Origin of the sequence: Lactiplantibacillus daowaiensis (assembly GCF_005405085.1) — a bacterium.
In the GTDB taxonomy this organism is placed as follows: domain Bacteria; phylum Bacillota; class Bacilli; order Lactobacillales; family Lactobacillaceae; genus Lactiplantibacillus; species Lactiplantibacillus daowaiensis.
The window spans coordinates 67,915-80,635 of the sequence record NZ_BJDJ01000006.1 but is presented as its reverse complement, the minus strand read 5'-3'; the positions used below and the strand labels follow the sequence as shown (position 1 = coordinate 80,635).

The 12,721-nt window shown below is 40.8% G+C and carries 17 protein-coding genes; all 17 read right to left on the bottom strand.

Going from position 1 to position 12,721, the window contains the following annotated elements; all coding sequences use genetic code 11:
• Nucleotides 1-4: 4 nt before the first annotated feature.
• The 17 genes from FFM75_RS05470 to FFM75_RS13940 all read right to left on the bottom strand — a co-directional run bounded on the left by FFM75_RS05470 (nucleotide 5) and on the right by FFM75_RS13940 (nucleotide 12,718).
• Nucleotides 5-610, bottom strand: coding sequence for a hypothetical protein (locus FFM75_RS05470; protein WP_137628182.1), 606 nt, complete (start codon nucleotides 608-610; stop codon nucleotides 5-7).
• Entirely contained in the window at nucleotides 607-945 is a 339-nt protein-coding gene (locus tag FFM75_RS05465) for a hypothetical protein (protein ID WP_137628181.1), read from the bottom strand. Before FFM75_RS05465 ends, FFM75_RS05470 begins: the two co-directional genes overlap by 4 nt.
• Before the next feature lie 10 nt (nucleotides 946-955).
• Nucleotides 956-2,029 carry a phage capsid protein gene (locus FFM75_RS05460; RefSeq protein ID WP_137628180.1) on the bottom strand — a complete coding sequence of 358 codons (1,074 nt, stop codon included), beginning with the start codon at nucleotides 2,027-2,029 and terminating at the stop codon, nucleotides 956-958.
• A 13-nt stretch (nucleotides 2,030-2,042) separates the two neighbouring features.
• Nucleotides 2,043-2,690, bottom strand: coding sequence for a DUF4355 domain-containing protein (locus tag FFM75_RS05455; RefSeq protein WP_223876618.1), 648 nt, complete (start codon nucleotides 2,688-2,690; stop codon nucleotides 2,043-2,045).
• 111 nt (nucleotides 2,691-2,801) lie between these two features.
• Nucleotides 2,802-3,731: a hypothetical protein gene (locus FFM75_RS05450; protein ID WP_137628179.1), complete on the bottom strand. Its 930-nt coding sequence runs from the start codon at nucleotides 3,729-3,731 to the stop codon at nucleotides 2,802-2,804.
• Nucleotides 3,661-5,427 carry a phage portal protein gene (locus tag FFM75_RS05445; protein ID WP_137628178.1) on the bottom strand — a complete coding sequence of 589 codons (1,767 nt, stop codon included), beginning with the start codon at nucleotides 5,425-5,427 and terminating at the stop codon, nucleotides 3,661-3,663. Before FFM75_RS05445 ends, FFM75_RS05450 begins: the two co-directional genes overlap by 71 nt.
• Nucleotides 5,428-5,436: 9 nt before the next feature.
• Complete coding sequence (locus FFM75_RS05440) at nucleotides 5,437-6,750, bottom strand: PBSX family phage terminase large subunit (protein ID WP_137628177.1); 1,314 nt, start codon at nucleotides 6,748-6,750, stop codon at nucleotides 5,437-5,439.
• Nucleotides 6,747-7,391 carry a helix-turn-helix domain-containing protein gene (locus FFM75_RS05435; protein WP_137628176.1) on the bottom strand — a complete coding sequence of 215 codons (645 nt, stop codon included), beginning with the start codon at nucleotides 7,389-7,391 and terminating at the stop codon, nucleotides 6,747-6,749. The genes FFM75_RS05440 and FFM75_RS05435 overlap by 4 nt, the downstream gene beginning before the upstream one ends.
• Before the next feature lie 73 nt (nucleotides 7,392-7,464).
• Complete coding sequence (locus tag FFM75_RS05430; protein WP_137628175.1) at nucleotides 7,465-8,070, bottom strand: hypothetical protein; 606 nt, start codon at nucleotides 8,068-8,070, stop codon at nucleotides 7,465-7,467.
• Complete coding sequence (locus FFM75_RS05425; protein WP_137628174.1) at nucleotides 8,042-8,938, bottom strand: DUF4747 family protein; 897 nt, start codon at nucleotides 8,936-8,938, stop codon at nucleotides 8,042-8,044. The genes FFM75_RS05430 and FFM75_RS05425 overlap by 29 nt, the downstream gene beginning before the upstream one ends.
• Nucleotides 8,939-9,247: 309 nt before the next feature.
• The gene (locus FFM75_RS05420; protein ID WP_137628173.1) at nucleotides 9,248-9,775 is read right to left on the bottom strand and encodes a hypothetical protein; all 528 of its coding nucleotides are present in this window, start codon (nucleotides 9,773-9,775) and stop codon (nucleotides 9,248-9,250) included.
• A 13-nt stretch (nucleotides 9,776-9,788) separates the two neighbouring features.
• Nucleotides 9,789-10,097, bottom strand: a complete 309-nt coding sequence (locus FFM75_RS05415; protein WP_137628172.1) for a hypothetical protein — start codon at nucleotides 10,095-10,097, stop codon at nucleotides 9,789-9,791.
• 14 nt (nucleotides 10,098-10,111) lie between these two features.
• Nucleotides 10,112-10,888 (bottom strand): ATP-binding protein, encoded by a 777-nt coding sequence (locus FFM75_RS05410; protein WP_223876617.1) that lies wholly within the window; start codon nucleotides 10,886-10,888, stop codon nucleotides 10,112-10,114.
• An 89-nt stretch (nucleotides 10,889-10,977) separates the two neighbouring features.
• Nucleotides 10,978-11,742: a DnaD domain-containing protein gene (locus tag FFM75_RS05405; RefSeq protein ID WP_137628171.1), complete on the bottom strand. Its 765-nt coding sequence runs from the start codon at nucleotides 11,740-11,742 to the stop codon at nucleotides 10,978-10,980.
• 14 nt (nucleotides 11,743-11,756) lie between these two features.
• Complete coding sequence (locus tag FFM75_RS05400; protein WP_137628170.1) at nucleotides 11,757-12,062, bottom strand: hypothetical protein; 306 nt, start codon at nucleotides 12,060-12,062, stop codon at nucleotides 11,757-11,759.
• Nucleotides 12,049-12,591, bottom strand: a complete 543-nt coding sequence (locus tag FFM75_RS05395) for a hypothetical protein (RefSeq protein WP_137628169.1) — start codon at nucleotides 12,589-12,591, stop codon at nucleotides 12,049-12,051. Before FFM75_RS05395 ends, FFM75_RS05400 begins: the two co-directional genes overlap by 14 nt.
• A complete protein-coding gene (locus FFM75_RS13940; RefSeq protein ID WP_171001428.1) occupies nucleotides 12,578-12,718 on the bottom strand; it encodes a hypothetical protein in 141 nt (46 codons plus the stop codon). The genes FFM75_RS05395 and FFM75_RS13940 overlap by 14 nt, the downstream gene beginning before the upstream one ends.
• Between the last annotated feature and the right edge of the window lie 3 nt (nucleotides 12,719-12,721).

Here is a 12,721-nt window from a genome sequence, read left to right as displayed (position 1 = left end):
TCTATCAATTCCTTTCTTTAATCCACATAATTGAATCTCTTAACTTACCACTTTGAATTAATGGATCATCAAATCCTTTATTGGCAACTGTTAACGCCGCGTTCTTAGGATTATCAAATGCCTTAATTGCTTTCTTTAAATCATCTACTATTCGGTCGCCCAGCTTAGTGTAGAAACCATCGACCGATAAATCACCCATCATTAAATTGAAACCTAAGTCACCAGCATAATCAGTCCATGCATCGAGGCTATGATCAAACGTATTCCGAATAAACGGCCTTGGCGGAATCACAACACTTTTACGCAGGACAAACATCGTTTTAATGCCTACTGACTTACCCGGATCTTTCATCGCTAAGTACGCTTTCTCAGGTGTCTGATAAACGAAAAACAGATTAGGAAAATCTTTTGGATGCTTACCATGTGCTTCTGGTGTCGGTAAAGCCAACCATTGCCGATTAACTGGCCGGATAGTCTTGCCATACTCTTGCACTAGCGCAATCATATTTAAATGCTGATCCGTCCACGGCACACCAATAGTCAATCGGTCTTTTTCAAGTTGCTTAAATCGGTCATAAATCGCCGGCATGTTATTGAAGTCATCGCTCATTCAGTCCACACGGCTCCCATATTGCTGCCATTACCAAAACTAGCTACGGTGGCATTATATTGAAGCAAGTACGGGTCATTACTCATCAGCAAATTGAAGTTAGTCTGACTGTTGCCTAATGTCGATGCTGACTGTACGCCGCCATAACTCATCGCCCAATCCACATAAAGCAAATGCCGTGCATACTGAATCGTCCCAGCAATCAATAAATCATCGATCAGGCCGTCATTTAATGCTTGCTGATTTGCTAGCGTTAGCTGTTGGTTAATCTCATCATCAGTAAAGTTCTGAAAAATACTGATACTGCCTTTAACATCACTTACACTAACTGACATGGCCAATCACCTACTTGCTAGGAGTCGTTGATGAACTAGCTGCTGCAGTCGATGCATCGGGTGCGACTTCTGAGTTAACACCTTTAATGACATAGTCAGGATCAATCGTAAATCCATACTTGATAACATGGATGTTACGAACATCATCAACCGGCTTAAATAGCGCTTTGGTCCCAGTTTCAAGGTCATCCTTCCACTTAGTCGGGTCAGATTCAATAGCCATATCTGCAGCCGTCCCAGCGACATGGGTGGTAACGACACGCTTATGCGTAATTGCTGAAATACCACCTTGTTGCAAGTTGTCACGATCAACCGTTACCCCATTTTGTGGTGTGGCTGTTGAGTAGTTCACGGCACCACTACCAAAGATATAGGCAGCTGTCGTCCCTTTAGCATCCAACGTGATTTGGTCATCTTGAACGATAGTCATCCCGTTGTACGTTTCGATTGGGGTCGCACCTACACTTGGTTGAATCGTGACGATTAAGTCCTTTTCCAACATGTAGTTATAGGTCCCTGAGTTAACTGCCATTTGAGTTGGCTTTCCAGAATTAACATCGCCCATTCGTGCCATCGCCCGAGTAAAGTCGGTCGCAGCGAATTCTTTTTCTTTCCCAACATTAAATGACTTAGCCGTTGCAATGTCAGTATTTAAGAAGGCTGCATTCAATACTTGAATCAAACGTTGTTCATCGATGGCACCCCAATAAGTCGCAAATTGTGCTGTGATTTGATCAAGTGTCCGCGCACCAGTTACCAAGTCATCATAATCTGAATTACCAAATGATTGGTCTTCATAGATTTTGACATCATTTTCGGTACCTGACGTCATGCCATGAGTCACAATGTCATTCTTGTTATTCCATACTTGTGTCTTTAACTTAGTATCGATGGCATTCATATGTGGCACAGTAACATATAAACCCGGTTGTAAAAGTTGATTACCTAGGATTGGGTCTTGCGCGATGATGCCAGATTTAAAAAAGTTGTTGGTTTGGGTAACTTGGTCATAGACCCAGTCGAGCCAAACCTGGGGAACAAAGTTAGCTGATAAATCAGTTACATTTCCGCTAATAGTAGCCATATGCTGCTACCTCCTATTGTTTTGAGTATTGTTTATAGCCTTCAGGGTCTTTAGTCGCCAATGCCATTTGTTCTGAAAGACTTAGCTTTGAAAAGTCAGCTTGCGTCATATTCTGTGATACTGTTGCTGAACCGGTTTGTGGATTGGTCTTTCCTTTAACCCGTTCATCGACTGCTTTAGCCACTGCCGATGCAAATAGTTCACTAAACTTCATTAGATTGGCATTGCGCACATCATCATTAGTGTCACTCACAAATTCAGCAAAGCCTGCTGGAATATTTTTATCCGTCAAGGCTTCTTTGGTCGTCGCTAACGCATCACGCTTGTCAGCTGCATCTAACCGTGCTTGCAATTGATCTGATTGTGCTTTAAGGGCATCGCGTTGGTCTTGGATAGCCGCTTCGGCCTTTTCCTGTGCACTCATACCGGCCCGCTTTTCCCCTTCGGCTAACCAATCATCCTTTTGCTTTTGTAAGTCACCATTTAGAGACGCTTCGACTTCACTAGCCTTAGCTGCCATCATTCGATTAACATCTTCCTGCGTGTACTTAGCAGAACCAGCCGATGTCGCTGAACTAGTAGCCGCCGATGCAACAGTCGATTGTGAGTTCGCTGAATCCGGTTCAGGATCAGCAAAATATTGCAACTTCATTTTCATCATTAAAGACTCCTTTGTTTTAAGTCACACGGACTAAATCGGGTAAAGCGCGATAGCTAAATTGCTTGTTCTTTAACGCCCGCTTGCAATAAAAGGGCAAAATAAAAGCCTTGCCTAAGCAAGACTTAAATCATCATATAAGGAACGCACCATGTGACCATTATTATCGACCATCACAAACGAGCATCGACATCCGGGATGTGTATCTTCTGGAAGATGTGGTGCATCGTCAATGAGCCATGGCCCTTCATTAGCCAATTCTTCACACGGACCACAGTGTCCCGGTTGCAATACCATTTCTACAGCATGTCCACCCAAAGCGCTGTAACTATGCAAAGTGGCCTGATTATCACTATCGGCCTTAACTGACTTTAGTAGTGTCTGCGCCTGCGTAATCACTTTGTTTGCTTCACTGGCTAAATTGTCATTTTCACGCGGTTGACTAGGGGACTTAAACTTGGTCAGCTGTTGCCAATCTTGTTTGCTTAAGCCTCGTTGTAAGCCGTGATAAAGGACCTGTTGAACGCGTCCTGCCATCTGGTCATTATGTAACCAAATACGGCTCTTATACTCTTTTAATGGCTTTATTGTTGCTTTGATATCTGTCACTGGTTTAGCAGTTCTAGCTTGATACGTTTTACGATAGCTAGTTTCAATCGCTTGCTGGCCAAACTGATCAGCTTGATCACTGGCAACTGCTAGGCCGATGCTAACCATCGCGCCTAACATATTTCGCTTAGATATAGTTGCTTGGGCATAAGCGAGTTTTAAATGCTTAGCGAGTGCATCGTCTGGATTAGAATCATTGACCATCGCATCAACAGCCAACTTGAACTGTTCTAAATCCCACTGACTAACCTCTTGGTCAACCTGTGTTAATGTCAATCCGGTTTCAGTCGCATAATTGTTATAAAACGTTGTTAAGTGAGCTGAAATCATAACTAATGCATCACGATAGAATTTAGCAAGTTGATTACCGTCCTGTTGATCCTGTTTCACTAGCTGCTTGATCCGTTTCAGTTCCTGTTGCTTCGTCGTCGCCATCATCAGTCACCTCACTATCATCGCTACTCATACCCGGTAAGTTGCCGAATGCTTGTTGGCCACGTTGCATATTCGCATCTTTTTGATCAGCCATCCGTTGTTGCTCTTGATCAGCTGGAATACCAGTAACTTGTTCCGCCATCTCTTGAATCGTTTCATCCGAAACAGCGCCGGTACCCTTCACAGCACTGATGTTCTGCATAATTTCACTATCATTCTTTGGTAAATTAGGTGTAAACGAAACGGTTACGTTACTGTACTGGTCCGCCTGCACGTCAACACCTTCAACAAACGACCATTGCTGACAAATCAGTTTCAAACGTTGCATCAAACCACGTTGATACAATGACTGCATGATGTCACGTTCTTGATCAACACCCCACAACTTATAAGACATTGCAACGCCAGATGCATTCGCCGCAAAGTTTGCATCGGTCGTATCTGGCGTATTGGTATCCTTATGAATATCAGCTAACAATTGATTGATGTAGGTTGACCAGTCTTGCGCACTAAGCTGTTTTGTTAAATACTGCGCTGTCGTTTGACTGACCAACTTAGAACCATTAGGTTGATCATAAACGTAGGGCCGTAAATACAATACGTTAGCATGCGTATCTAAGACCTTTTGTACCATGACAACCTGATTAGTCTTGCCACTGCTATCTTTAGGATTACTAGTATAACCACCCTTTAAATTATCGATATACAGCGGCTTACCATCTGGACCAATCATTTGTTCTAGCTTGCCAGTATTATTTTGCACTTCACCATTAATCATCAGCATTGCATTACTAAAATCTGCCTGACTGTTAGCCATTTCTGATAGCGACTGATCATATTCATCAATCTCATCTAGCTTTGGCTCCCATACGCCCACACGTTCATCGTTCAGCACATACTCAATCAATGGCACATCGCCAAAGCTGTGTTCGACCTGCTGTTGTAATTTCCAATCAGCAGCCGGATTACCCTCAGCTTGATAACTGTAAATAGAGTCTTTTGTATAGACTTCAATTTGATAATTGACCTGATTCATTACGTTTACAGCAAAGTAACGGACTGCAAATAATTCAATTGGTTTGACATCGGTGGACCAAACAACGAACGCCTGACTAGGATCAATCGGCGTAATTTGTGGGGCATTATCATCCTTAGCACAATAGATTAATTCATACGCTCTGCCAGTGTTACATAGATTCTTACCCATAACTTTCTCATGATACGGTTCATCATTTGCACGATTAAAGTCAGCCAGTGCCGTTAAAATATTGTCACCAGTATCTGAATCATCGGCCTTGTTAGAATAGCCAAACGTCAATGGATTACCAAACTCGTAGCCGACTCGAATATTGGTAATGTACCGTGGCAAACCGGACGTAATACGCTTATCAGCCTTGCCACGCCGTTTATTTGATAGCCAATAATGAATGTTATTGTCAGCTTGATAATAGCGTTCTAGCTCTAAAATACGCGGTAATTGATTCGTATAATGATCGTTTACATACCATTGAACCATCTCAATAAAATCAGCAGACATCGGCTTTAGTGCTCGCCAAGTGTCTGCTGGAATTTGGTACTGTTGATTTGCTTGAAATTGATATCGGTCACCAAAACGTTTGCCATTTAGCATTGCAATACTGTTAGGCTCTGGATTAATCGACCGATAATGAGCCACTAAGTCGTTAGTTTCAGCCATCTAATCACCTCACATCCACGGCACTGAATCATCGCCCATAATTAAGTTATTCTGCTCTAAAATTCTTGTTTGTTCGTTTAAGTCAACCTGATTATTGTGCGCTAACTGCCAGGTTCTTGTCGCTCGAGCATAGCGTGTTGCATCCATCACATCATCGTTAAGCTTGATTGGCTCACCAGTTCGTTCATCCCATGTATATTGATATAGTTCGTCTAAAAACTTATCTAAGGCTTCTTTAATCACTAGGAACCGATGCTGCTTAATCAGACCTGCCAGTTCTTCAACACCTGTCAATCGTGTCTTATACGCATTAAACGCATTGAAATGCTCGTTTTGGAATCGCGTCACATACTCAGGCCGCGCTGAATCACAATAAAATGGCATATTATAGCCATATTTAGCCTGCATCGCTCGGGCAACATCGATCCAGTAATCAATCTGTTGATGTTGTTTGGTAGTTTCTTGAATCAAATAAGTATTACCATCATCGTCATCGGCTAAGACAACGATCACGCCTTTATGTTCAAATCCCCAGTCAACACCAGCATAGTAGGTTAAAGTCTTATCATTAGTTCGTCGCTCGTATTCAACTTGACTAATGATATTCTGCTGTTTATCAAAGTCACTGTATACTAAGCCTTCGCCAGCTACCCATAGTCCTAAAACAGAGCGGTCATAGAACATACCACTCATTTGAGCCTTCATATCATGAATATATTTCTTGGGTAAAAAAGTATTATCATCCATCGTAAAGTGGTTATAAAGAATACCTTTACTCTTATCACTGGCTTTATCGATATACTTACGTTTCAACCAATGTGTTGGCACATCCGGGTTGGTATCACCAATGATTCGTGCACCCTCAAATCCCCGAACCCGATTACGGATTTCAGTAAATGATTGCTCATTAGCCAGTGACATTTCATTGATATAAGCACCCCAAGCGTTCATCCCACGAATCGATGCCATCCCAGCAATCGTTCCGGTATAAGCTTGGACAACACGCACACCGAACAACTCAAAAGCCCCATGCACATCAAACTTGATGTTCAACATCGGGTAAGCCTGCATAATTTCTTGTAGCACGTTATTGGCAATCGTCTTACTAGAGAATCCAGCTAAAATGTATTGGGCTTTCTTATTCATCGATTGTGCAACCTTGCCGATGCGTAACAGCTCTCGTAAGAATAAGTCATTATCGATAACCGTTTTCCCTGAGCCAACAGCACCACTGTTAATCATGAGCGACCAATCATCACGGTTAAATTGATCATATACCGTCAACTGTTTCTTAGTATATTTAAGTTCAGCGTAAGTTGTCATTTATCAATTGGCTCCTTCAATCTGGTGAACATCTTATCGAATTGTTCTGCCACATCACTACCACTACTCTTAGCACTCTTGGCTTTTTCCTCAGCAATATCAGCTTCAGCTTGCAGCTTACGTTTCTGAGCATCATTAAGCTCTGTATCAGAACGAAGACTATTACGCCAGACATCTGGTCGCCTATTTTTAAGCCAAAAGGCGGCTGCATTAACATCTGGTGGTAACTCATGCACGTTTTCGGTCTGCTGAATTCGTTTATATTCTGGTACACCAGCAATTGCAGCGTCTTTAACTTCTTTTAACGATGCTTTCGGATGGTCAAGTTTCCACTGGTTACTAAAACGCCGGCGTTCCATCTCCAGAACGTCAGCGTCTTTATGTACCATGCGATACATTTTATCAGTTGTTTTGGTGCCCATAGCTCGTTTCAATAAGGCGTTCTCGACTTCACGATCAACAACTTCTTTGCCTTTACTTATGGTGTCCGAAAGGTCGGGAAATTGTTTACGCCATACATTCAATGTTGAGCGGCTTATTCCCATGTTATAAGCAATCTGCTTATCTGTAAGGCCATCACGCGCCCAACCTCTAATTCGGACAAGGCCATCCGGTTTCAGCCATTTTTCGTACTTGCTCATTACATATCACCTGCACCTCTTTCATCACTATTTGCTCCAAAAATCGGCTTTAAAACACAGCCGACTTTTCTAATTATTTTTCAGCGTCTTTTGCAGATTGAGAGTCACCATCTACATCTGAGAATTCATAATTTAAAATCATTAACCTAATACATGAACCCATTAGCATTGTTCCGGCTATTAAAGTATAAATAAAGAGATAGCCAACTAGCAACGTCATGAACCCACTTAACACCCAATTAATTGGCAATCGAGAACTAATTAAAATGTAATTAAAGAAAGAAATAACAATTTCTAGGGCTAACAATGATCCTTCAAAGTAAAACCTAAAAAAGATTTCCAATAATGACGTAAATCCACCGAGGCTGTCTATTTTTTTAATCACTTTTAAGCCTATACTACCAACTATTAAAGCAAGTCCCCCAATCAAGAATCCAAGAATCCCCACCTCGCTACTTATAATCATCTCTAATACACTTTTAGCGACACTTGTAAATTCTGTTGTATGTGCCGGATAATTACTAACAATTAACATTCCAGCAAATATACCTGATATAACTATGCTAATTGCAGCTTCTTTACTCCAAAAAACTTCAACGTAAATTTTTGTTGAAGTTAAAAAATCCCAGTATCTATCATGTTCTTTTACATCACTTATGTGTTGTATTTTCTCCGCCATTATTATTAGCTCTCAATCTTAATTTAGTTCGATATTTAGCTATATCAAAAATACCCGCTCTCGCTTTTTCGGAAACCACAGTTCTATTCTTGTTGTCGTTAGACCGAACCTTTTTCTTGTACGGAGTGTCCTCACTGGTCTCAAGTGTCAGGTCTTCTCCGTGTGCATCTTTTCCTTGAAAAGTTGCTTCAGAGTACCCTAATTTCACACCCTTAATATTATCTTTTACGAGATCACTACTCTCATCAAGCCCATCCCCCTGCTGAGTCGAATAGTTCATCTCAATTTTCGTTGCACGACTGTTTTGAACTTTCTCAGCATCCAACGAATATATATTCGCAAAAGCAGTCTTGTCTCCATTTGGTGGTACCAATTTAACCTTTAACTTCTTTAATACTGCAAACTCTCGAATTCTAGAATCTAACTCATCAACGTTAGGTTCCAACATAAATTCTACGCCGACACCGGTAGTTTTCTTTATCAGTCTAGCCATATTAGTAAGAACTGATTTCTGACGCATTTTAGGGCTTGTTGTAAAAGCAAACATCTCTTGATGAACATCAAAATAAAAAATCAAGTATTCTAACTTGTTTGGATCCTCAACATCAATCGCCGTATCTTTCGTAGGATCATACGAAGAATGTTCCCCTTCTTTAATGTACCCCATGTTACCAACAATCGTAGTATTATCTTCGTTTTTATCTAAGTCGAACAGTTTAATTCTGCCGCCGAACTCATCATATATTGAAGTGTTTGGGCTTAAATTTGCATAGATGGTTGTAAGCAATTTAGGTAATAACGTAGAATCCTTATAGATATCGTATATTTGTTCATTGATGTTCATTTTTGCAAAATAAATCGTTGCCATTTTTACTGCCTCCAAATTTATATCTAATATAACTATACAAAAACTCTCGCTATTAAGCGAGAGCAAGTTTAGAGTCATGCTATTTAACTAACATATCAATGGCTTATTCTGTGCCATAAATATCACCGGCAGGATTTGAACCTACATCTCATCACGACTTAACCAATTAGTCCACGGCGATCCACATATACTTTTACAAGCACAAGGGGTTACAATCTGCAAATTCAATTAAGCATTTATCGTCCTCAACTCATCCACATATCGCATAATACTAATATAACAGGCCTATCCGGCGCTTTTGGGGCACATTCAAGACATCATACTCATATCGTTAATCGCATCGGCTCCCCAAAGCAAAATCGATAAATCATGCGTAACTGCTTGTATATCACGGTTTATCGTTCGATGGTCTACACCAAATAGCTCAGCACAGCGATCACGATTAATTGTCTTTTTATTTAAAAATAATGCTTTAATCTCACGATAGCGGCGCTTACGTAACTCATCAGCGCTGTTAATGCAATCTTCTTCATACTGCTTGAGTACCAAGTCAATGTATCGAATCATGAGCTTAGAACGTGACTGATACCCAATTAGCGCATAAACACTCAGCTCCCACTTTGGAATAGCAGCAGTCGCCGCCTGATCATCAGTATTTAGCTTTGGCAAGCCAACATTAACATGATCTTCCAAGTACCGATAGTTTTCCAAAATCAATTTGGTATTTCGTAGCTTTCGTTCATAGGCCGATTTCTGATACTTTTTAACTTTGCTCCGATAAGCATCGATACCCACTTGAGCAGCCACCTTAATTTGTGCATCTGTTAATTCTGTCAATTCTCCATCGCCCCTAGCTAAATAATTTACAATCAGTTACTAACTGATAATCTTCATTTTGAAATGCCCGTAACCGTGGATTGATCCACCTAACCGACTTCTCCATAAAGATACTTGCCGACCGCTTACTGATTTGTCCTCGTAAGATACGTTCAAAAATATAAATCTCATAGTTCGTTAATTCATACACCGGACCATGTAAATAAGTCTTCGTTAATCGGTGTAAATCATCTAATTCCGTCTTCGTTGCATTATTCATGCTCCTGTGTTCCAACTCGATTGACTGAACCTTAGCCATAACGAGCGGCCATTTAGTTTTCATATTGTGCTTCCTCCTTAATTTCGTTGATCATCGATGCCACCAAACGCGACACCGCTTTTAGTACCATGGTGCTTCATGCGACTAATCGTTCTTGGCCCATACCGTTTATATAAATCATCGCCTGTAAAATTGGTCGTCGTAATCACCGTTTTATTTTCACGGTTCCGCCAAAAAGTATCGGCTAAATCTAATGAATAGTCTGTGGAGCGTTCGCTGCCAAAATCATCTAATATAACGATATCGGCTCGTTTTAATTCATCCATAGTCTTGTTGACTTGCTTCGCTAACTGACTATCACTAATCGAGCGTTTCTTGTTTTCAACCAATTCACGCCAATCAATAAAAAGTATTTTCCAATTGACCATTTGTTTAGACTTGATACCATGATTGACCGTGAATACTTGTCGCTTATAGCCAGTCTGTTCAAAAATGTAATACATCATACCAACGGCTAAATGAGTCTTGCCGACACCGGTTATCCCCATCAATAGGATATGCTCGGTGTTACCCCCGATAATTTCATTCGCTAAACCTTCACAGCGTGTCAGAACCCTTTTCTGCGCCATACTATTTGTTATATAATTATCAAAGCGGTGATTGAAAGTTTTGCCATCACTAAACAAGCTGTAACTTGTTAGATAGCTCAATGCATCATTTTTATACGCCGATAATGAAAGCTGCTCATTATTCGGAATTGTATGATGCTTAATATCTTCCATATAGCCGCAATCGGGACAAGCACCAGCCATCTTTTGACCGGTTTGAAGATTCAACGCTTTTGGTCGCAGCAATGGGTGTCCACACACTGGGCAACTCACACCAAATGTTTCAAACTTTTTAGTCATCAGCTTGGTGATAGCATCGCCTATGGAATTTCGGTTCATAATAGGTCACTATCCTTTACGTCTCGTTTCTCAAGAGCAAATCCATTTGATCGTGCACGGTTTGAACCGCCAAATTCTGTTCGTGCTTGGTTGTAATGGCTTTGTTCTTCTTTTTTTGCCTGTTCAATCGTCTTGATACCTTTCTTTTGATAACTTTCCAACACGCGGTCCATATATCTGTCAGCACCACGAGCAGTTACATGACTACGACCGGCGTATTCAATTGCATACGCTACAAGGTCATCACCATAGCTGTGCCGCCAATCGTTTAAATCTTGCATCGCAATTGCATTCGGAAAGCCCCACAAGTTTTGCCACAGTTCCACTGGATTTGATTTTGAAATTGGGTCTGGTTGTTTAGGTGAATCTTGAGCGTCATCGTCTACTACATTATTTATTTGGTTAGGTAAGTAATTAGTATTATTAGTACTTAGTAGTGTGGGATTAACCTGTGTACGGTTTTTCCACATAGGTTCATCCGACAATTGCCACTCCGATTTTCCTAGATGCCCAGATTCATCGCGAATTCGGCTGCGTTTTAGATAGCCACTGACTTCTAACTCGCTTAGACCACTGCGCAATGCATCGCGCCCACCAGTAGCATGCTTAACCACTTCAGTTTCATAAAAGTCCCAGTCATCCGGCATACTCCAAAGATAAACAAACAAGCCTTTAGCCTTCCAACTTAGCTCATCATCGCGAATAACCTGATTATCGATTACCGTGTAATTCTTCTGAGCAACTTTTTTAATTCTGGCCAATTAACTCACTTCCCTTAGTCTCGCTTAATCTCATAAGTTAATACGTTATAATGTTTGAGTTTAAACAGTGAATCCATAAACTCTTGCTTGGTTAAGTTGAATTTCTTCATCCCTTCATCGATGGACATCGGTTCCTTAAAGAGGGCCATCACCATTAACAAGAAATCGTAGTCATGTAAATCAAACCTATCTTGTTCTGCTAACGTTTTAATCGTTGAAACTGTTTTAGAAGCATCATACAAGTCAATCGCGAGCCTTTCAGTTTTGTTTGCAGTTGGCTTAAAGACACTTGGTTGATCAAGCACATCATTTCTCGCCATTTTGATAGCCATCTCCTTGAACTAAAAGGTCCTCTAGCACTCCTGTTCCACCTTGTTCACGCTTAAGATCACTCAACGCGGTAATCATATCAACACAGAAAATACGAATGTCTTTATTCATATAGTTAATGAGAAATTCAAACACATCATGAATCGGCGTATCAAGTCCATGTTGCTTAATCATATCCATCGTGGAAAAGTAATCTTTGACTTCACCAGTCTTGTCATAAACTTTGTCAATCGGAAAGATAGTCATGATTTGTCGTGGTGTAAAGCCTTCAACCATCGTTAAATCTTCTTCCATCGCTTTAAAACGGAGCATTGGCGGAATGTTTTTCCACTTTGCACGGTTAACATAACGGTGACTCTTAACGCCTAGAAAGAAGATAGTGGCAAAGATTTCTTGACCACGTTTCATTCGATAATCATCGTCAAGAATGGCATTAAGCTCAATATAGCCATCATGTCCCACCTTGATTTTTCTATTCGCATAGAGATAAAAAAGCTTTTGCGTCTTACTTTGATTCATAGTCCGTCATATCCTCCTCAAATAGTTTTTCAAAATGGTCGTGCACATCGTCCCAACCGTAATGGTCAGCGCGAATTATGGTCGCCAGTAACCCGACAATCATCAATGGCACTAAATTAATACTCATAGC